This is a genomic window from Roseibium sp. SCP15, from assembly GCF_040329435.1.
Classification (GTDB): Bacteria; Pseudomonadota; Alphaproteobacteria; order Rhizobiales; family Stappiaceae; genus Roseibium.
This window is the reverse complement of record NZ_JBDZYI010000002.1, coordinates 1250603-1271448: the sequence shown is the minus strand read 5'-3', so window position 1 is coordinate 1271448 and position 20846 is coordinate 1250603. Positions and strand designations below refer to the sequence as shown.

At 57.3% G+C, this 20846-nt stretch carries 16 protein-coding genes; 6 read left to right on the top strand and 10 right to left on the bottom strand.

Annotated features, from left to right (window positions below; translation table 11 throughout):
- Window positions 1–70 precede the first annotated feature (70 nt).
- On the top strand, window positions 71–1522 hold the full coding sequence (gene xylB / locus ABLO27_RS13235; protein WP_353033383.1) for a xylulokinase: 1452 nt from the start codon (window positions 71–73) through the stop codon (window positions 1520–1522).
- Between the two features lie 11 nt (window positions 1523–1533).
- Window positions 1534–2853, top strand: coding sequence for a xylose isomerase (gene xylA, locus ABLO27_RS13230; RefSeq protein ID WP_353033382.1), 1320 nt, complete (start codon window positions 1534–1536; stop codon window positions 2851–2853).
- Between the two features lie 201 nt (window positions 2854–3054).
- On the opposite strand, the gene ABLO27_RS13225 is transcribed toward xylA, so the two are convergent.
- Entirely contained in the window at window positions 3055–3564 is a 510-nt protein-coding gene (locus ABLO27_RS13225; RefSeq protein WP_353033381.1) for an MmcB family DNA repair protein, read from the bottom strand.
- Between the two features lie 133 nt (window positions 3565–3697).
- On the opposite strand from ABLO27_RS13225, the gene ABLO27_RS13220 reads away from it, so the two are divergent.
- A complete protein-coding gene (locus ABLO27_RS13220; RefSeq protein ID WP_353033380.1) occupies window positions 3698–4186 on the top strand; it encodes a hypothetical protein in 489 nt (162 codons plus the stop codon).
- A 14-nt stretch (window positions 4187–4200) separates the two neighbouring features.
- Here ABLO27_RS13220 and ABLO27_RS13215 read toward each other — a convergent pair whose 3' ends face one another.
- The 6 genes from ABLO27_RS13215 to ABLO27_RS13190 form a co-directional block, all read right to left on the bottom strand.
- Window positions 4201–5985: a SulP family inorganic anion transporter gene (locus ABLO27_RS13215; protein WP_353033518.1), complete on the bottom strand. Its 1785-nt coding sequence runs from the start codon at window positions 5983–5985 to the stop codon at window positions 4201–4203.
- 81 nt (window positions 5986–6066) lie between these two features.
- Window positions 6067–7743, bottom strand: a complete 1677-nt coding sequence (locus ABLO27_RS13210) for a TIGR01244 family sulfur transferase (RefSeq protein WP_353033379.1) — start codon at window positions 7741–7743, stop codon at window positions 6067–6069.
- 171 nt (window positions 7744–7914) lie between these two features.
- The gene (locus ABLO27_RS13205; protein WP_353033378.1) at window positions 7915–8808 is read right to left on the bottom strand and encodes an MBL fold metallo-hydrolase; all 894 of its coding nucleotides are present in this window, start codon (window positions 8806–8808) and stop codon (window positions 7915–7917) included.
- A 36-nt stretch (window positions 8809–8844) separates the two neighbouring features.
- Window positions 8845–9282, bottom strand: coding sequence for a DUF6691 family protein (locus ABLO27_RS13200; RefSeq protein WP_353033377.1), 438 nt, complete (start codon window positions 9280–9282; stop codon window positions 8845–8847).
- A gap of 4 nt (window positions 9283–9286) precedes the next feature.
- Window positions 9287–9715 (bottom strand): YeeE/YedE family protein, encoded by a 429-nt coding sequence (locus ABLO27_RS13195; protein ID WP_353033376.1) that lies wholly within the window; start codon window positions 9713–9715, stop codon window positions 9287–9289.
- Between the two features lie 226 nt (window positions 9716–9941).
- Window positions 9942–11966, bottom strand: a complete 2025-nt coding sequence (locus tag ABLO27_RS13190) for a bifunctional DedA family/phosphatase PAP2 family protein (protein WP_353033375.1) — start codon at window positions 11964–11966, stop codon at window positions 9942–9944.
- A 211-nt stretch (window positions 11967–12177) separates the two neighbouring features.
- Between ABLO27_RS13190 and pap the strand changes: the two genes are divergently transcribed.
- Both pap and ABLO27_RS13180 read left to right on the top strand, forming a co-directional pair.
- The gene (gene pap / locus ABLO27_RS13185; protein WP_353033374.1) at window positions 12178–13644 is read left to right on the top strand and encodes a polyphosphate:AMP phosphotransferase; all 1467 of its coding nucleotides are present in this window, start codon (window positions 12178–12180) and stop codon (window positions 13642–13644) included.
- Between the two features lie 64 nt (window positions 13645–13708).
- A complete protein-coding gene (locus ABLO27_RS13180; RefSeq protein ID WP_353033373.1) occupies window positions 13709–15268 on the top strand; it encodes a class I adenylate-forming enzyme family protein in 1560 nt (519 codons plus the stop codon).
- Between the two features lie 24 nt (window positions 15269–15292).
- On the opposite strand, the gene ABLO27_RS13175 is transcribed toward ABLO27_RS13180, so the two are convergent.
- Window positions 15293–17038: a Na/Pi cotransporter family protein gene (locus ABLO27_RS13175; RefSeq protein WP_353033372.1), complete on the bottom strand. Its 1746-nt coding sequence runs from the start codon at window positions 17036–17038 to the stop codon at window positions 15293–15295.
- A gap of 59 nt (window positions 17039–17097) precedes the next feature.
- Entirely contained in the window at window positions 17098–18276 is a 1179-nt protein-coding gene (locus tag ABLO27_RS13170) for a pyridoxal-phosphate-dependent aminotransferase family protein (protein WP_353033371.1), read from the bottom strand.
- 389 nt (window positions 18277–18665) lie between these two features.
- Between ABLO27_RS13170 and ABLO27_RS13165 the strand changes: the two genes are divergently transcribed.
- Complete coding sequence (locus tag ABLO27_RS13165; protein ID WP_353033370.1) at window positions 18666–19598, top strand: N-formylglutamate amidohydrolase; 933 nt, start codon at window positions 18666–18668, stop codon at window positions 19596–19598.
- Window positions 19599–19610: 12 nt separating this feature from the next.
- Here ABLO27_RS13165 and ABLO27_RS13160 read toward each other — a convergent pair whose 3' ends face one another.
- Entirely contained in the window at window positions 19611–20792 is a 1182-nt protein-coding gene (locus ABLO27_RS13160) for an NAD(P)/FAD-dependent oxidoreductase (RefSeq protein WP_353033369.1), read from the bottom strand.
- Window positions 20793–20846 lie beyond the last annotated feature (54 nt).

Here is a 20846-nt window from a genome sequence, read left to right as displayed (position 1 = left end):
AAGAACAGTGCGCCGAGATCCTGTAACGGGCATCGGCATTCTTTTTGAAGCTTTTTGAGGAACGCACCTCATGTATATCGGTCTCGATATCGGCACCAGTTCGGTGAAAGCCATTCTGCTCAGCGAGGACCAGTCTCTGGTTGCCTCCGCGACAGCGGACCTGACAGTGGAACGCCCGCATCCGGGCTGGTCGGAGCAGGATCCCGACAGCTGGTGGACCGCCTGCGAAACCGTTCTGGATGCCTTGAAGGAGCGAGCGCCTAAAGAGTTGGCCGCCGTGAAAGGTATCGGCCTTTCCGGTCACATGCATGGCGCGACACTGCTGGATGACGCAGGCAGGCCGCTCCGGCCGTGCATCCTGTGGAATGATGGACGTTCCGGAAAGCAATGCGCTGAACTGTCAGCTGCGGAGCCGAAGTTCATGTCCCTGGGGGGCAATCTGGTCATGCCGGGCTTTACTGCGCCCAAGCTGCAATGGGTCCGGGAAAACGAGCCGGAGATCTTTGCAAAGACCGCGATGGTCCTGCTGCCGAAGGATTATGTGCGTTTCAAGCTGACTGGCGACTATGTCGGCGACATGTCGGACAGTGCCGGCACGCTCTGGATGGACATCGCAAAGAGAGAATGGTGCGACGATCTGCTCGCCGCAACCGGACTGACCAGAAAGCAGATGCCACGTCTGGTGGAGGGGGCGCAAGGCTCCGGAACCCTGAAAGCGGAGCTGTGCGCCCGATGGGGCATCGAAACACCGCCTGTCATTGCCGGTGGCGGTGGTGACAATGCCGCCTCAGCGTGCGGTGTCGGTGCGGTTGATCCGGGCTCGGCCTTCGTCTCTCTCGGCACGTCCGGGGTGCTTTTCGTTACCAATGACCGCTTCTCGCCAAACGTGGAAGGTGCGGTCCATGCATTCTGTCATGCCGTGCCGGACACCTGGCATCAGATGGGCGTTATCCTGTCGGCAACAGACTGCCTCAACTGGCTCTCAGGTATCCTGAAAAAGTCTCCGGGCGAGTTGACGGAGGGACTGGGTGAGGTCACCGGACCTTCGCCGGTATCGTTCCTGCCTTATCTGGGCGGCGAACGGACACCTCACAACGATGTCGAAATTCGCGCTGGCTTTGCTGGTATTTCCCACCAGAGCGACGATGCCGCGCTGACACATGCGGTGCTCGACGGTGTCGCGTTTGCGCTCAAGGATTGCCTGGATGCCCTGAGTGTCGCCGGCACACGGGTCGACCGGTTGCTGGCCGTTGGCGGCGGGTCGCGCTCGCGCACCTGGCTGGAAATCATTGCCAGCTTGCTGAACGTGCCCGTGGATGTGCCGGTCGATGGCGATTTCGGCGCCTCCCTCGGTGCGGCTCGACTTGGCCAGGCCGCAGCTGAACAGACAACAAACGGGATTTTCACCAGACCGGAACTCAAGATGAGCATCGATCCCGTTCCTGCCCTCACTGAAAGATATGCCGAGGCCTTCGGCCGCTGGCGTCAACTCTATCCGGCCTTCAAGCAGGCTGGCTTCTAAGGAGAATTGTCATGAGCACTGGGTTTTTCGGCGATTTGCAGCCGATTCAATTCGCCGGACCGGAAAGCCGCGATCCGCTGACCTATCGCCACTACAACAAGGACGAGATTGTTCTTGGCAAGCGCATGGAAGACCATCTGCGTTTCGCCGTTTGTTATTGGCATAACTTCTGCTGGCCGGGCTCCGACCCGTTCGGCGGCGAAACGTTCATGCGCTCCTGGATGGCGGCCGGAGGCGATCCCATGGAGCAGGCAAAGCTCAAGGCCGATGTCGCTTTCGAGATGTTCCAGATCCTGGGCATGCCGTTCTTCACGTTTCATGACCGCGACGTCGCCCCGGAAGGCAAAACCCTTGCCGAGAGCAATGCCAATGTGAACGCGATTGCGGACATCTTTGAGAAGAAAATGGCCGATACCGGCATAGGGCTGCTCTGGGGAACCGCCAACATGTTCTCCAATCGCCGGTTCATGAGCGGCGCGGCGACCAACCCGGATCCAGATGTCTTTGCCTATGCAGCGGCCCAGGTGAAGAACGCCATGGATGTGACGGTACGCCTCAATGGCGCGAACTATGTGCTCTGGGGTGGGCGTGAAGGCTACGAGACTTTGCTCAACACCGACGTCAAACAGGAGCTCGACCAGCTCGGCCGGTTCCTGAACATGGTGGTTGAGTACAAGCACAAGATCGGTTTCAAGGGTGCCATCCTGATTGAGCCGAAGCCGCAGGAACCCTCGAAACACCAGTACGACTATGATGTCGCGACCGTCTATGGTTTCCTGAAAGCCTATGGCCTTGAGAACGAAGTGAAAATGAACATTGAGCAGGGTCACGCCATTCTTGCCGGTCATTCCTTCGAGCACGAACTGCACATGGCACGCTCCCTGGGCATTTTCGGTTCCGTTGACATGAACCGGAACGACTACCAGTGCGGTTGGGATACCGATCATTTCGGCATGAACGTGCCGGAACTTGCGCTTGCCTATTACGAGATCCTGATGGCGGGCGGGTTCACCTCCGGTGGCACCAACTTTGACGCCAAGCTGCGCCGCCAGTCGCTCGATCCTGTTGACCTGATTCAGGCTCATGTTGGCTCAGCCGATGCGATCGCCCGTGGATTGAAGGCGGCAGCGGCCATGATCGAAGACGGCCGCCTGAAAGGTTTTGTCGACGACCGGTATGCCGGTTGGCAGAAGCCGGAAAATGCGGAAATCCTGCAAGGAGGCTCTTCGCTCGAAGCCCTTGCAGACCGTGTGCATGCGGCTGACCTGGAGCCGCAGCCGAAATCCGGCAAACAGGAATATCTGGAAAGCCTGGTGAACCTGTTCGCCTAGCGGAATTCACCTGATGTGATCCGAAAGATCCTCCCAGAATAGACCGAAGTTCTATCTGGTACCTGGCCGCGACTTGTTCGCGGCCATTTTTTTGTGGCTGATTTTTAGCGTTCCGCGAAAACCTTGAAACAAAGAGCACTGCTTATCGCATTGAAATCTTCAAATTCCGGCAGCGACAGGTGCTTCAGACCGTCTGAACACTTAAAGACCGTCAAAGAAGCGCCGGCCGTCGGGGTCCGACAGGTCATGCAGGCGATGAGCGGCATGGCGGGCAAAGCGAAGCGTTACCGATTTGCGCGTGGCTGCAGCCAGCTTGTGCTCAGGGGCTTCGCGCAGGATTTCCGCTCCGAAACCGTCGGAGATGATGAGGCCTGCTTCTTCGGGAAAGATATCGACAGGAACATCCGGATGGGTGGCGAAATAGAGCCGATCGCAGTGCTGGCGGTAATCCGGCCATTTGTTGTCCGCTCGCAAATCTGCAATCGATGACTTGACCTCGATTATCCAGAGCTCGTGCCTGGGGCCGAGGGCAAGGAGGTCTGCCCGCCGCGCCGATGCAAGCGTCACTTCCGGCAGGCAGGCAAAATCCATTTGGCGGAGCAACCGGGCAGCACCACGCCAAACCTTCAGCGCTGTTTCTGATTGACGACCGTCAACCAGTGGATCCTCCAGCTGAATTCGGCCCGATTGATGTGATGCTTCTTCGTTCATGTGAATTTTGTTCCACATTTGTTCGAAATAGACAAGTCGACCTCTCGCAGAAGTTGATCGGTCCGTGTAGATTGCCTGTTCCAATGGAAGGATTGCGCATCTATGAATTGGATAAGTCAATCCGGGAGGGGTTATGCGGTTTGATTTTGTGAAGGTGAGCGCTGTGCTTGCCGTGCTGAGCGCCGGGATGGGAGAACCGGCCTTGGCAGGAAAAGGCGATTTGAAAATTCAGGTGCCGAAATCGGCACCGTTGCTGCAGGGGCGAACGCTCGACCTGCGTTTTGCCAGCTTCGCGCAAGGGATCTGGGTGCGCGACTTGAAAGATTGTCCTGCTCCGCGCATCGACCAGAGTGCTCCGGGGTCGACCCTGGCCATCTATCGCGGACTCTGGGAAATGCCGGGACGCATCTGCCAGGTTTACGGGGCCGAGTTGGGCAGCCGTGATACGCAGCGCGCGGCCATCAATTGCCTGATGAACGATGGGGGAGAGGCGATTGAGCTGGTGACCGTTCAGCCCAGGGGCACCGATGGCCTGCTGGTGCAGGAAGGCGAAAGGCCTCCGGTCCAGTTCCGCTTCTGCGAAAAGATCAATCCGGTCCTGAAAGCTGACGGCAGCGATTGATTGACCCCTCGGGGTCAGATCTCTGGCCCTGCCCAGACAACCGGTCGTGCGGTTTTCTTCGGCGTGCGGGCCTCTGCCAGATGCGCTGTCAGCGGGTCCAGCGCACACAAAGCCTCGTACTGGCTGAGGAAGACCCGGCCCGTCAGATGATCGAGAAAATCGGTTCTTTTCAACCGGTCCATCACAGGTCCTTTGACCTCCGAAAGGTGGAAACAGACGCCGGAATCTGAAAGCCGGTGATTGATCTCCTCAAGACTTTCCAGGGCACTGGCATCGATCTCATTCACGGCCGGGCACATCAGGACGACATGGTCTATCTCAGGTCTCTCTGCCACAAGCTCATAGACCCTGTCTTCCAGATAGCGGGAATTTGCGAAAAACAGGCTTTCGTCGACGCGCAAGGTCAACACACTTTCGCCTGTGACCACCTTGTGCCGGTCGACATTGCGGAAGTGTTCGGTTCCCGGAACGATACCGACAATCGCCATATGCGGGCGGCTGTTGCGGTAAAGGTAAAGCGCGATGGACAACAGAACGCCGGTGACGACACCTGGTTCGACACCAAAAACCAGCGTAACGGCGATGGTCGCCGCCATCGCGGAAAAGTCGCTCTTTGAATAGGCGAAGGTGCGTTTGATAGCACCGAAATCGACCAACGAAAGAACGGCCACGATAATCGTCGCAGCAAGAGTTGCCTGGGGAAGATGGGTCAGCAACGGCGTCAGGAACAAGGTTGCAAGCGCGATACCGACAGCAGTGAAGGCACCGGCCGCAGGCGTTGCGGCACCTGCATCGAAATTGACGACCGATCGCGCGAAACCACCCGTCACCGGATATCCGCCGGAAACAGCAGAGGCAATATTGGAGGCCCCGAGGCCGATCAATTCCTGATCCGGATCGATGCGTTGCCGTTTCTTCGCCGCCAGCGTTTGTGCAACTGACACGGATTCCACGAAGCCGATCACGGAAATCAGCAATGCGGGACCGGCAAGTGCCATCCAGAGTTCGCTGTCGAAGGCTGGCAACTGCGGCACGGGCAGTCCGGACGGGATATCGCCAACGATCCGAACCCCCCGTTCCCCCAGGTGAAACGTTGCGGAGGCAAGTGTCGTGACGGCGACGGCCGCCACTGGTCCGGCCTTGGTCAGGATATCGGCAAGAAATGGCTTGAAACCAAACCCGAGCAGCATCTTTTTCAGTCCCTTGCGAACCCAGAACAGAAATGCCGTTGCTGCGGCTCCGATGGCGAAGGTGATCCAGTTGATTTCGTTGAGGTGATCGAGGATCGACAGCAGGATATCGTAAAGGGTGTGCCCGTTCGCCGGTACGCCGAGAATGTGTTTCAGCTGGCTGGAGGCAATCAGCAGCCCGGAGGCGGTGATGAAACCTGAAATCACCGGATGGCTTAGAAGATTTGCAAGGAAGCCAAGCCGGAAAAGCCCCATGACGACCAGCATCAACCCGGAGAGGAATGCCAGGACGATTGCCGCCCCGAGATATTCCGGCGTGCCCTGCTGCACCAGTTCGCCGACAGCCGAGGCGGTCATGAGCGAAACGACGGCAACCGGGCCGACTGCCAGAGCCCGGCTGGTGCCGAAAAGCGCGTAGGCAACCAGCGGCAGGATCGATGCATAAAGTCCGACTTCCGGCGGCAGTCCGGCGAGCAACGCATAGGCCAGCGATTGCGGGATCAGCATGATGGTCACGATCACCGCAGCGACCAGATCGTTGGTCGCAGTTTCCTTGTCGTATCGCTTTCCCCAATCGAGGATGGGCAAATAGCGCTGAAGCAGGTTCATCAATTGGGCTTTCATTCCGCCGGGACATCGCTCGAGCCGGAGAACCGGCTCGAGCGATGAAACAGGTTTTCGATTAAAGGCTTATGAAGCGGTGACTTTTTCCGGTTTGGCCATCCACTCCTTGCCGCGCAGCATCGCGCGCCAATAGATCGGTGGCAGGATGCGCTCTTTCAGAAGCCATGCAGTCCGCGTTGGTTTGGTCCCGTCCACCAACCATCGCGGAAAGCTCGGCAACAGCGTCCCGCCATAGCCGAATTCCGCGAGTACGATCTTGCCCCGTTCCACGGTGAGGGGGCAGGATCCGTAACCGTCATACTGAGCCGTTGCACTGTGTCCTTCGATATCCGACACGAGGTTCTCGGCGACGACCGGTGCCTGCTTGCGGGCGGCGGCCGCAGTCTTGGCATTGGGAGCGTTCATGACGTCACCCAGAGACCATATGTTGTCATAGGTCTTGTGGCGAAGCGTCGACTGGTCGACGTCCACCCATCCGGCGCCATCGGCAAGCGGCGATACGCGAATGAAGTCGGGAGCGGTCTGCGGCGGGGTTACGTGGATCATGTCGAAGTCGGTTTCGAAACGCGTTGGCTCCTGACCCGGCTGTTTCACTTCGAAGACAGCCTTTTTGGCCGGTCCGTCGATCGAGACCAGATTGTGAAAGAAGTTCAGCTGGGCGCCGTAGCGTTCGACGTAATTCATCAGCGCCGGAACGTAGTCCTTGACGCCAAAGAGAACGCCACCGGCATTCATGAACTGAATGTCGATGCTGCCGAGCCTGGCGGTTTTCACCCAGAAGTCAGCGGAAAGATACATCGCCTTTTGCGGCGCGCCGGCACATTTGATCGGCATGGGCGGTTGCGTGAAGAGCGCACGTCCCGCGTCCATTTCCTGAACCAGGCGCCATGTATAGGGAGCCAGGTCGTAGCGGTAGTTGGAGGTGACGCCGTTCTTGCCGAGCGTATCGACCAGGCCTTCCACCCCGTGCCAGTCGAGTTTAAGGCCCGGGCAGACGACCAGACGGCCATATTTGACGACACGGCAACCATCCAGCACAACGGCGTTGTCCTGCGGTTCAAACGCAGCAACGGCTGATTTGATCCAGTGTACCCCGCGCGGGATCAGTGAACCCATGGTCTTCGCGGTGTCGGACGCATTGAAGATACCCCCGCCGACCATGGTCCAGCCGGGTTGATAATAGTGTACATCGGCCGGATCGATGATCGCGACATTCAGATCGGATTTGCGGGCCAGGAGACTGGAGGCGACCGAGATGCCAGCAGCGCCACCCCCCACGATCACGACGTCAAAACGCGCATCTTCAGCCGATTCCGTCGGTGTGCGTCCGCCATTGGCGATCCGGCGCACAACGCCTGCCATGTCATAACCGGCAGATTTGGACTGAGCCAGAATGTCTGCAAGCGGAAGCTTGTCCGACTGGGACAGCGACCAGAGCGTTGCCGAGCGCGTTCCGGTTCGGCAATAGGCGAGCACCGGTTTGGGCAACGTGCTCATCAACACATTGAAAGCATCCGCGTCCTCGTCGCGCACCTTTCCCGCAACGATCGGAAGATAGTGGACTTCAATACCAAACTTTCCGGCGGCTGCCTCGATCTCTTCGAAGGTCGGCTGGTCAGCGCCTTCGCCGTCAGGCCGGTTACAGATGACGGATCGGAATCCGAGTTGGGCAATGTCGGTCAGATCGTCTGGTGTGATCTGCGGGGCAACGGAAATTTCCGAGTTGATTGCCTTTATCGTCATGGCCGTTTCCTCCCGGCGCTTTTGTTCAAAACGGATTTTGAGCGCACTGAACGACCCCGATCGAATTGGCATGGCGATCAGGCTTCAGAATTGCGCAATTCAATGCGTTGAAAATGCAGATAAATCGATGACAGGGCAGAACCGGAGCGGATCTGCCCGTGTGTCCCGGGTCTAGAGTGTGTTTACCGGCACCTTCAGGAATGTCTTGCCGCTGTCGTCAGCTGGCGGCAGTTTCCCGGCGCGCATGTTGACCTGCAGCGAGGGTATGATCAGTTTCGGCATGTCGAGCTGGGCATCCCGTTCCGTGCGGAACTTGACGAATTCTGCTTTCGTCTTGCCGCCGCCGACATGAATGTTGTGCTCTTTCTCCGCGCCGACGGTCGTCTCCCACTGAATGTCCCGTCCATTGGGCCCGTAGTCGTGGCACATGAACAGGCGCATGTCGTCGGGTAGCGAGAGAACCTTCTGAATTGAATCATAGAGCGTGCCCGCGTCACCGCCGGGGAAGTCCGCGCGGGCGGAGCCGCTGTCCGGCATGAACAATGTGTCGCCTGCAAAAGTCGCATCACCCATGACGTGCACCATGCAGGCAGGCGTGTGACCAGGCGTGTACATGACAAATGCCGTCATTTCGCCGATCTGGTAGCTGTCGCCATCCTTGAACAGCTGATCGAACTGACTACCGTCGCGTTGAAACTCCGTGCCTTCGTTGAAGACCTTGCCGAAGGTTTCCTGAATCACGGTTATCTTGTCGCCGATGCCGAGTTTGCCGCCTAGCTTCTGTTGAATATACGGTGCACCCGACAGGTGATCGGCATGGACATGCGTTTCAATGAGCCATTCAAGCTTCAGGCCATTGTCCTGGATATGGGCAATGATTTCGTCGGCATGATCGTAAGTGATACGGCCGGCCGCATAGTCGATATCCATGACACTGTCGACCACGGCGCACGAATTGGTCGCCGGATCCTTCACGACGTAACTGATCGTGTTCGTCGCCGGATCGAAAAAGGCCTTCACTTCCGGTTTGACAGCCATGTCGACCGGGTAGTTTGAACTGCTCATTATTATCTCCCTATTAGCGGCCGTACTCTGTTGGGATCAGGCACCGGCCGGTTGTCCGCCATAGTTCAATTTGATCATCCATCTGGCCGAAACAATACCTGCCGCGATGGCTGCTGCTGTCAGCAATGGGCCGCTCATGCCAAGTCCGAGCACCGGAATGAGACCACCCGGGCAGAAGCCGCTCAGACCCCAGCCGACACCGAATATGGCGGAGCCACCGAGCAATCTGACGTCCAGATCCTGTTTGCTCGGCAGGCTGAATGCCTGCGCCAGCAGGGGCTTTTGCATGCGGAACACCAGACGATAGCCGATAGCCGTGACCAGCAACGCGCCGCCCATGACGAAGGCAAGACTCGGATCCCAGGTTCCTGCGAGATCAAAAAAATTCAGGACCTTTGCCGGATTTCCCATTCCGGAAATCAGTATACCGCTGCCGAACAGAAGGCCAAATGCGAAAGCAAAAACAAGTCTCATTCGATCAGCCTCCAAAGACGTGACGGGTCAGAAAAACGGTCGCGATGGCGGTGGCCATGAAGGTAAGTGTCGCCGCAATGGAGCGGGCCGACAGCCTGGACATACCGCACACCCCGTGCCCACTCGTGCATCCGGAGCCGAGCGTGGTACCGACGCCGGTCAGAAATCCGCCGACTGCGAGCAGCACGGGAGAAGATGGTATCGAGATGGTCGGGAGCTGCCCGGTCACTGCGAGCATGATCAAAGGGCTGGCGACCATTCCCGCCAAAAACGCCGCCCGCCAAGCCCAGTCCTGCGTCAGCTGGGTTGTCAGAAAGCCGCTGACAATGCCGTTGATACCGGCGATGCGGCCGTGAACCGCCATCAAGGCGACCACGGCAAGGCCGATCATCGTGCCGCCGGCAAAACTCAGAAGAGGAGTGAAGTCAGTCATGGTGGTTTCCTAATTACGTTATATTCGAATATATGAATATAATAACAAAGTCGCAAGTAGTTCCCCGAAGACGAGGTGTCGCAGGCTGAAAGATGGAAAAATTGCGCCGCAAGGCACTGAAAATGCGTCAGTACCGGCTGATTTGCATTCGCTCGAGTCAAAGCGGGATTGCAGAGAGGAAGAAAACTTCCTCACTTTGTTTCTGGTAAGGGGACTGAATTAGACCTTATGGCTGTCCTGTCTTGTCTTCCGCGAAACCCAGAACGACTTCCGTTCCATCCGACCGTGTCCGGATCACAGAACCGGGTATATGCGTGGCAGGATTGTCAGCCAGGGGAGGTGCATGGATGTCGGTGCGTGGCCCGGAGAATTCTCCAAGCGGGCGTACGATGTCCTCATGCACCACGGAGCCGACATATAGAGGCTGCAGGCGGCCTCCTTCCAGAACTTCGTATTGGCTGGGCCACAGGCGCAGAACCCATCGTCCACTCTTGTCTTTGCCTGGATCTTTCCTGATCAGAACGAGATCTGGTTGATGACCGTTCTGGCTGCGCGGAAGGATCGGTAGCGAATCCGGCGGCGTTTCTCCCTCGACAAATCCACCGGCCGTTGTGAGCGACCATTTGGGCGGCAAATGCCAGCCATCCTTTTCGGAAATGTCGGCAAAGCGCCGCAACGAACCGGCATACTGAATGACCAGCGGCTCTTCCCGGTCTCCGTTCAATTCGATCCGGCGGGCCGGAACGGAAATCCAGCCATATTCGCGCCAGCTGGACGCGGTCATGACTTCCTTATTGGTTCGCGGTTCGTAAGTCAGCAACGCCTTGTCGAAGCTCGTGGACAGATGCCAACCACCGAAGGCCGCCAGCGTGACCACCACGATCCATGCCAGTGTTGCACGGCCGATCTTCTCGTTGTGAATGGGGCCGAACACAAACGCGAACGCCGAGACCATCGCCGTGCCAAACAGGAGACCGGCCAGAACGTCCGACATCCAGTGAGCACCAAGATAAATGCGCGAGAAGCCTATGGTGATCACATAGGTCGCGAACACCGTGAAAATACCTGCCTTGGCCCATCTCTTCAGGTCGTGGGCAATCAAGACCGCACAAATGCCGAAAAGGACGGCATTGAGCGTCGCGTGTCCGCTGGGGAAACTGTAGGCGTCAGCACCGGCATAAAGCTCTATCGGTCTGGAGCGGTGCAACAGAAGCTTGATGAGCGGAACGAACATTGCCGTTCCCGCCATGGCGATGACGAAGCCGATGCCGCGCCGCCAGGCTTTTCTGCCGAACAGATACGCAGCCACAGCGACTGTAACCCCGGTGACGACAACGCCGTCGCCAAGGGTTGTCATGAACACCATGATCTTGTCGCCGACTGGCGTGCGGAGGCTGTCGAACAGGTTCAAGATGGCAAGATCGGCTCGCACCATCGGTTCGCCCGGAGCAACTTCGCCCATGATCCAGAAGAATGCAGGCATGCTGATCAGCAGCAGCAGGGCGGAAGCCAGCATGCCGGTCGAACGCGGATGGGCAGGGTCGAAGTTTTGCGCAATCCAGCGGGAGACCCGGTCATCACGTTTGGCAAACCAGCTGACAATCATTGCATGCGTGTTTGGAAACAGCGGCAGAATGATCAGGATCAGCCAGCGGCCAAGCATGACGATCAGGAAGATGACGACCAGCAGCGCTCCCAACACGAATGCCAGGCGTCCGCTGATCTGACCGATCGCACCAAGTGCAGAACCTGCGATGATGCCAGGGCCCATATGGGCAATCGTCCACGCAAAGGCGGACGTGACGTTGACCACGGAAAACCGTGTGAAATTCATTCCGGCCATCCCGGCGATCCCGGGAACGACGGATTTGACGCCCGGAACGAACCGGCCGATGAAAACGCTTTTGCCGCCGTGTTGTTGAAAGAATTTTTCTCCGCTCTCGATCATGTGCGCATATTTGTTGAGCGGCCACATGCGCTTGATCTTGTCTTTGAACGTGTAGCCGATCCAATAGGAGATCGCGTCGCCCGCGGTTGCACCGAGCGTTGTCCAGATGAACAGCGGCACCGGATCCAGCTTGCCAAGGCCTACAAGTGTGCCGGCGCCAACCAGAACGACTGTTGTCGGCACGAACAACCCGATGATGAAAAGAGCTTCGCCCATCGCTGCCAGAAAGCAGATCAAACCCGCAAGCGACGGATTGTTGGCAATGAAGCTTAGTATGGGATCAATAAAATCAGATACGGACATCTGCCGGTTCGACGAAAGTCATGTGGTCAAGATCGAGACCGGTCCAGGCAAAACCTGTCGGGCTCTGATATCGTTTCATATAGGCCTCCATTGTTTCCTCCAACAGGAAAAAACGGATTCTTCTGCAATTTCGAACCTTTGATCTGGAACATGGCCTTTTGGTTTCAGCTGATTCAATATGCAATCAGCGCGTTTTTCCACGGAGGCCCCGATGTTCGAATCTGCCCGACTGCCACAAAAAATGGACAAGAAGGCCTTTAAGAAACTGGAGCCGAAACTGAGGGAAGATCTGCTTGCGGCACAGTTGCCCGTGGTGGAGAACAAGCAGTTTTCGACACTGATTCTCGTTGACGGTCTGGACGGTGCGGGCAAGGGCGAAGCGGTCGCGCGGCTTTATGGCTGGATGGATGCTCGCCATCTGGGGTGCAATGCCTATGGCGAACCGATGGACGAGGCCCGCTTGCGCCCGCCGCTCTGGAGGTACTGGCGGGACCTGCCGGCAAAGGGTGAAACGGCCATTGTCTTTGGCAGCTGGTACCAGTCGATCCTGCGGGACTTGATCTACAAGAAGATCGATGAGGACGCATTTGAGAAAGCACTGGTGCGCATCCGCCGCTTCGAGGAAATGCTGTCCAACGAAGATGTGCTGATCCTCAAGTTCTGGTTCTTTCTGCCGAAAGATGTGCAGGAAGAGCGGCTGAAGAAGATTGAAAAGAAACATGCCGCACGTCACGTGCTGGTGGACTGGGCGGCCCTGAAACATCACAAGAAAGCCACCCAGGCAGGTGAAAAAATCATCCTTGAGACCAGCAAGGGGTACGCGCCGTGGTTCGTGATCCCGTCCCAGGACCCGGAATATCGGGATGCGGCGCTTGCCCAGACGGTTGCCCGGTCCATGAAATTGAAACTGGAAGACGGCGAGCCGCACTCGGTCGCCGCGCCGCCCGTGGTCGGCGGCCTGAAGCGGGAAACCGCGGTGGACACGATCGATCTGACTGCCAAGCTCCAGAAGGCCGAATACGAGGAGCTGAGGGACAAGTATCAGAAGGTCTTGTCGGAACTCTCCGATCGCAAGGCCATGTCCAAGACCGGTGTCGTCCTCGTGTTCCAGGGCAACGACGCAGCCGGAAAAGGGGGCGCGATCCGGCGGGTGATCCGACCACTGGATCCCAGAATTTACAAGGTCCACCCGATTTCGGCACCTACCGATGAAGAGAAGGCCCGGCCCTATCTTTGGCGCTTCTGGCGCCGGGTTCCCCGCAAGGGCCATTTCGCCATTTTCGACCGGTCCTGGTACGAACGCGTGCTTGTCGAGCGTGTCGAAGGATTTGCCGGGCATGATGACTGGCTCCGGGCATACAATGAAATCAACGAGTTCGAGCAGGAACTGACAGACTTCGGCTACATCGTCTGCAAGTTCTGGCTGGCAATTTCCGAAGAAGAACAGCTGCGCCGCTTCAAGCTTCGCGAGGACATTGCCTACAAGCAGCACAAGATCACCGACGAAGACTGGCGCAATCGCCTGAAGTGGGACCAGTATGCCGTCGCTGCGGGCGACATGGTCGATCGCACCTCAACTCACTATGCCCCATGGACACTGGTGTCTTCCGAAGACAAGAGGCATGCCCGGGTTCAGGTGCTCAAGGCCATCTGTGAGCGCCTGGAAGAAAGGCTTTGACCGGACGAAGAGATGTTCTTCAATAGCGGACACCCGGTAGGGAGTTGGTAGGGAGGGCGACAACTTGCTGCATGGCAGTCCACTTGAAGAAGCTGCGGACCTGCGGTCGCTGATTTCGTCTCACGTTCGTGAAAAACCGGATGCCTATGCGCTGACCGGGTCGGATGCGCGATTGACCTGGCTGGAGCTGGAGACGCTCTCTGACCGCCTTGCCGGGCATTACGTCAGCATGGAATTGTCACCAGGTTGCGTGGTGGCATCTTTGATGCCGAACAGGTCTGCACTCATTGTGCACTATCTGGCTTGCATGAAGGCGGGCCTCGTCGCGATGCCGCTGAACTACAGATACACCGCTTCGGAAATCGATCACGCACTGGCAACGGTGCAGCCGGCAATGATGATCGTGCATTCGGAGAGGGCATCTGAAATCGAAGCAAGTGAAGAAGCCGGAATACTGCCGAAGGGACTCTTCTTCTTTGAAGGAGATCAGACTGGTGCCGATGACAGCCTGGAACGACTGTTGAGTGAAGAAACGAAAGACTTTTCACCTCCCCAGGTGAATTACGATGATCCTGCGTTCATCCTCTTCACCTCCGGCAGCACGGGAAAACCGAAGGGCGTCACTCACAGCCTGAAAACGTTCGGATACATTACCTCCAGCTTTTCCAAGGCCCTGGTCATGACGCAGGACGATGTCCTGCTGGCTGCGTCCTCCGCCTCGCATATGGGGTCCATCAAGCTTTCACTGTCTGGACTTTGGGCGGGAGCGGAAGTGTGCCTCGCGCCGACCTTTGATGCCGAAGGCTTGCTGCCGCTTTTACGGTCAAATCGACCAACGGTTTCCCTGATTCTGCCAGCTGCGCTCTTCGGTTTGATCCGGGATATTCACTCAACGTCTGCCGATTTTGAGTCCCTTCGCCTGGTCATGTCCGGCGGAGACAAACTGTCGGCCGAGTTGGAAAAGGAGTTCACTGAAATTGCGGGGATCCCGATCAATGAAGCCTACGGAATGACGGAGATCGGCACATCGCACCTCAATCCGCCCTATGGCCTTAACAAACTCGGCTCGGTTGGGCTGAACAATCCGGGTTACACGTCCGCGATAAGGGATATGGAGGGCCAGGAGGTTCCGATAGGTGTTGAAGGTCAACACTGGGTCAAGAGCCCCTGCACAATGACGGGTTACTGGAACGACCGGGATGCCACCGACCGGATCCTGAAATTGGGCTGGCTCGATTCCGGTGATATCATGCGTGCGGATGAAGATGGTTACCTGTGGTTTTGCGGCCGCAAGAAGCAGATCATCATTCACGACGGTTCGAACATCAATCCGCAGGATGTTGAAGACGCCTTGATGGATCACCCTTCGGTTGCCTATGCCGGTGTCGTTGGTGTGGATGACCTGGTGCACGGTCAGAACGTTTGGGCTTTCGTGACGTTGAAGAAAGAGGACGCAAGGCCGGAATCGCGGGAGTTGCTGCAATTCGCGCGGGAGAGAGTGGGCTACAAGGCACCCGAAGCTATTGTCTTCCTGGAAAGCCTGCCGCTTACCGCCGTTGGCAAGCTTAACCGGCCGGAGCTCAGTAAAATGGCTGCCGCCATGATGGCTGGAAAACACGCCTGACGGGACGCCGGTCAAACGATCTTATTAATTTGCTTCCAGGTCTTCCAGGTTCTCGTTGTGGTGCAGGTCACCGTAAAGCGTGCGTGCAGCCTTCACCAGATCACGTGTGACATGTTTAGTGATTGCACTTGCATTGATCAGCGCTGCGCCTTCTGAGGGCGTGATTTTTTGTTCGCGGATGAGCTCGTCCACTTCGGAAAATATCGTGATGTCATGTTGATCGGCGTCCCGCCTCAGGGTCTTGAACGCTTCGTGAGTGCGCTGCTCCGGTTCTTCATTGAAAAGCTCGAACAGTGAGCGAAGCAAGCGAGCGACGACAAGCCGAATTGAATCTAATTCATGAAGAAATGGGGGATTGGAAGGATCGGCATCCCGGATGGCGATCGTGTTGAGAACAGCGATATTTTTCAATACGTCCAGCATGCGGCGGTCGGCCAGCCGGATTGCCTGGATCTGATCCTGCTGCGCTTCGGAAAGGTCATGTCTTGCCAGAATGTCGGAGGAATAGCGCAGCATTTCTTCATAGAGCGGTTCGATGCGATTCAGAAACAGCGTCTGGGTGTCGTATGGTTGCACCGGTCCTGCTTGCCGGATAGCGTCCTCCAGCGAGGCCCGGGACTGGATCTTGGTTCTCGACAGAGAGAGGCCGTGGGCGACACCCTCGAACAGGGCGTTGTTGAACAACCGCCGGGATTCCTTCAGGAAGGCATCGATTGCAGTTTCGGGATATTTCAGCGCAGAAGCCGTCAGGAACTGTGGCTGGGCAAATTCGCGTTCCGGGTCGGGCTTGTCCGTGATTGCCGCTGTCACGAGCCTGGCGAGCAATGGAACGAAACCGATCTGAAGCGCAACATTCAGAACGTTGAAGACGCTGTGGAAGAGAGCAAGACCGAGAGGTACCGCGGCAGCGTCCGTCAGGGGGGAACCGCTTCCAGCCAGCAACGCGGCATGGACGACCAGTCCGATCAACGGTTGCAGGAACAACAGCGCCCAGACAACACCGAACACATTGACGAACAGGTGCGCAAGAGCGGCTCGTTTGGCATTGGTATTGGCCACCAGCGCCGCCAGGTTGGCGGTGATGGTTGTTCCGACATTTTCACCAAGAATGATGGCGGTGGCAGCTTCAAACGGGAGCCAGCCCTGGCTTGCTGCCACGATGGTAATGGCCATGGTGGCGCTGGAAGACTGCAACACGACGGTGAGGGCCGTGCCGATAAGCAGGAACAGCAGCGTTGAGAGGAAGCCGTATCCGGATGCGCGCTCGATGAACTCATAGACCGCCGGATTGTTCTGCAGATCGGGCACCGCGTCCTTCATGAACTCAAGTCCGATGAACAGCAGTCCGAAACCAATAATGACACCGCCCCACTTGCGCGCCTGGGCCGACGACATTGAAAACAGAACGAAACCGAGTGCCATCAACGGAATGGCAATGGCGGTCATCGACACGCCGAAGCCGAGCAATGCGATCAGCCAGGCCGTGAAGGTGGTGCCGATATTGGCGCCCATTATTACCGGGATCGCCCCGGTCAGCGACAGGAGACCAGCATTGACGAAGCTGACAACCATGAGCGTTGTCGCCGATGACGACTGGATGACGCAGGTGATGAAGACACCGGTGAAGACGGCCTTGAACCTGTTGGAGGTTAATTTGCCGAGGGTTGTTCTGAGACTGCGCCCCGCAAGCTCCGACAGGGCGTCGCTCATCACCTTCATTCCATAAAGGAACAGTCCAAGCGCACCCGCCAGGTTCAGTAAGATCGCCATCGCCCCCTCGTGTCTTCAGTATTTGGCCCAGACCAATGACAGCTGGTCACAGCAGGTTGTCAAACAGCCGTTGCCAGGTAGTCGATTGCAGCCTGTACTCCGCCTTTGCCATATGGAATTGCCAGTTTCTCGAAACCGAGTTCGATTGCAGCAAGCGTCCCCAGCAGCATGACCGCGTTCACGTGCCCCATATGGGCGATACGAATTCCCTTGCCGGACAGTTCGCCGATTGTGCCGCCCACAGTGACGCCGCAAACATCCTTGGTGAAGGCGCGCAAGGCTGCCGCATCCCCATTGGCCAATCGAAGAACCGTTACGCTGTTGGAGCGTGCGTGCGGATCGCTGATGTTGAATTCAACCGCACCGTTCCTTGACCATTCAGCCACCGCGCGGCGCGTTGCTTCCCCAAGCAATGCATGGCGGTGCCAGACCTTTTCCAGGCCTTCGGCAAAAATCAGGTCGAGGGCTTTGTGGAAGGCAAACAGGAGATGCTCCGGGGGAGTGCCGCAGTACTTCTGGTAATGTTCTGGCCCCTGGCGAAAGGTCCAGTCCGTATAGTTGGTTCGCAAGTCAGCGGTCTCATGTGCCTTGTCAGCTTTGGGACCGGCTGCAACAAAGGAAAGACCGGGTGGACACATCAGCCCTTTTTGTGAGCCGGTCAGAGCGACATCAACACCCCATTCGTCCATTTCGAATGGCATGCAGCCGAGCGAGGCGATCGTATCCACCATGTAGAGCGCAGGATGGTTGGCTGCATCGATGGCTTTACGCAGTGCTGCAACATCGTTCCAGACACCTGACGCGGTATCCACCTGAACAACCAGAACCGCCGCGATTTCATGCGCGCTGTCCTGTCTCAAGCGCTCCTCCAGCCTTGCCGGATCAACGCCCTTGTCCCATGCACCTGGTAGAACTTCCACGTCCAGCCCGCTCACAGCTGCCGCTTCACCCCAGCCGAGCGCAAAGCGGCCCGACTCCAGCACAAGGATCTTGTCGCCCCTCTTCAATGTGTTGCACAGCGCAGAGTCCCATGCGCCATGACCGTTTGCGGCATAGATGTATGTCTTGCCCGCGGTGCGGAACAGTTTTTTCAGGCTCTTCAGGCAGTAATCCGTGGTTTCCAGCAGCGGACCTTCATAAATATCAACCGCCGGCCTGTGCATGGCTCTCAAGACTTCTTCGGGCACGTTCGTTGGCCCTGGAATCATCAAAAACTCTTTGCCATTGCGAAGCGTCATGGCGGTATCCTCGTTTGAAGCGCGGTTCCAGATCTGGAAGTGGCAGCTGATGCAAGCTGCGTAAATGTGGGCTTTGAAAAATTGCGCGATGGGTGTTCCGCGTCAAGGGAAAGACAACGAAACATTGGTCGAGGGAGCTGAAACTCGACTGAAAATTGCAGGTTCGTTCAAATATTTGTGTGCGCAACAAACCACCGCGAGTGTTGGAGGTAGTATCTTTGGAGTTGGTAAAGGCACGATAAGTGGCTGATTTATATAGAATAAAATTCCGAGAGAGAGTGGGTTTAGACGTTCACCTGTTTTTCGACTGTCAAGAAAACGTCTTGTTTCCGTTAAGTAAATTATTCAAATTAAAGACCAATTGGTATTTTTGAGTAAAGCGTTACAGCATGATCCTGGTTGAAGAAGGGCAAAGCCCCCTCATTCTGTGTCTGCCCCACAGCGGCACGGAAATACCTGAAGTCGTCGGCAAGCGACTGAACGCAACCGGGCGTCTTCAGGTCGATTTGGCATGGCGGCTGGAGCGGGTGTTCGGAATTCGCGAGGAGCTGGATGCGACCCTGGTAACGTCCACCGTCTCGCGGTACGTCATAGATCTCGACGAAGAACCTGTCTTCCATGGCAACGGATCTGCGCTTGGTAGGGGCCTGTGCCCGCTCACCACGCTGGACGGCAAGCGACTCTATCAGGAAGGGGAAGATCCCGGTCCGACCGAGATAGAGCAGAGATCACTGCTGTTCTACGAGCCTTACCACAATGCTTTGGGCAAGCAGGTCGGCAGGCTTCTGGAAAAGCATGGAACCGTCGTTCTTCTCGATTGCAAGTCCATGCGAACTCATATCAGAGGCGTGACCAGCACCGGCCTTCCGCTGGTGAGCATCGGCACCGCCGGGGGCACCTCCTGCGCTCCGGATCTGAAGCATCTTTTTGCCGGGTCTTTTCGCGGCCGCGAGGGCTATTCGCTCAGCGTTGATGAGCAGACCAGAGGCGGTTTCATCACGCGTACTTTCGGCAGCCCGGAAAACGGTGTTCATGCTCTGACGATGCTTCTCGCACAGCGAGCCTACCTACGGCACGAATCTCCGCCATTCGAACCGGACAAGATCCGCGTTGCGCGGATCCAGGCGGCTCTGAAGGAGACGCTGTCGCAGGCAATCGACTGGGCCGTGGCTGACAGCGATACCATCGCCGCGCAAAATCGTGCAGCCAATGCCGGAGCGGACATTATTCCCGTTCATGCTCAGGACTTTGCCAAGGTGGCAAAATCTCAAACCGGTCAAGTTGAAGAGGAACCCGTCGTTCCGCTTCTCGTGGCTGAATAAGACATCTGATTGTCAGACGACATTCTTCTCGACGATTGGGGCGTTGGAAAGAAGCCGGTCGTAGGACAGGGGCGAAAGATCAAGTGTCTGGTAGGCCCCGCTCGCGATCAGCTCTGCCAACCCCCGTCCGACTGCCGGCGATTGTTGCAGACCGTGACCGGAAAAGCCGAGCGCAAGGAAAAAGCCGTCCAGGCCAGGCACGCTGCCGACAAAGGCGTTGTGGTCGAAGAGGTTCATGTCATAAGTGCCTGCCCAGGCGGCACCTGGTTTGATCGCTTCAAATGCAGGAACTCTGGAAGCGAGTGTCGGCCAGATATGTTCCTCGAACAAGGCATAGTCGACGTTGAAATCGGTGCAATCGGGATCTTGGTCCGCCGGAGGCGCGGAGCCACAGATGTAACCCGTCCCTTCCGGACGCACATAGGTTCCGCTCGGATCGATCAGCAAGGGAAAGCCTTCAAGTCGGTCGCGGCATTCAAAGGTGAAGACGCAACGTTTCTTCGGGACGATCTGTACCTCCACGCCGGCCTGCTTGCAGATTGCTGGGCCGCCTGAAGCACCTGCGCAGTTTACAACGACCGGGCTTGCGAGCGTTTCTCCGTTGGACAGGCTGACCTGCCAATTGCCGGACGTGTCCTTATCGAGCTTGGCCTCTGCGGATATGTATTCGACACTCAGGTCTCTCGCTTTCTTGCGAAAGGCCTGCATGAGGCCATAGCCATCGAACCAGCCTTCGCCGGTCAATCCGTGGCAACCGGAGGCAAGATCCGACACGTTCAGCCAGGGAAACTTCTCCTTGAGCCCGGACTGGTCGAAATGGCCTATGTCCGCGCCGAGGTTTTGCTGCAGTTGATGGTTTTCTCGAAGGATCCCGGATTTTCCGGGCGTTGCCAGAAAGAGGTACCCGCCTTCATGAAGGTCAATGGCGGGCATGTCACCGTCGACCGCAAGGTTGATGCCGATCTCGCGAAGGTACCGAATCCCGTAAAGGGAGATTTCAATATTGATGGCAGAGGAGAACTGTTGCCGAATGGAAGCGGCGGAGCGGGCCGAGGCGCATGTCTCATAGGCCGGGTCAGCCTCGACAACGACGATGCGACCGGAAAAATCGTCGCGCTGGGCCAGGTGGCAGGCAACCGAGGATCCCATGACGGCTCCTCCGATGATGACAACATCCGCAGTCCGTTGTGCCATACGGCCTCCTCAAAAAAGAAAAAGCGGGCCTGAAGGCCCGCTGGAAAGAAGTTC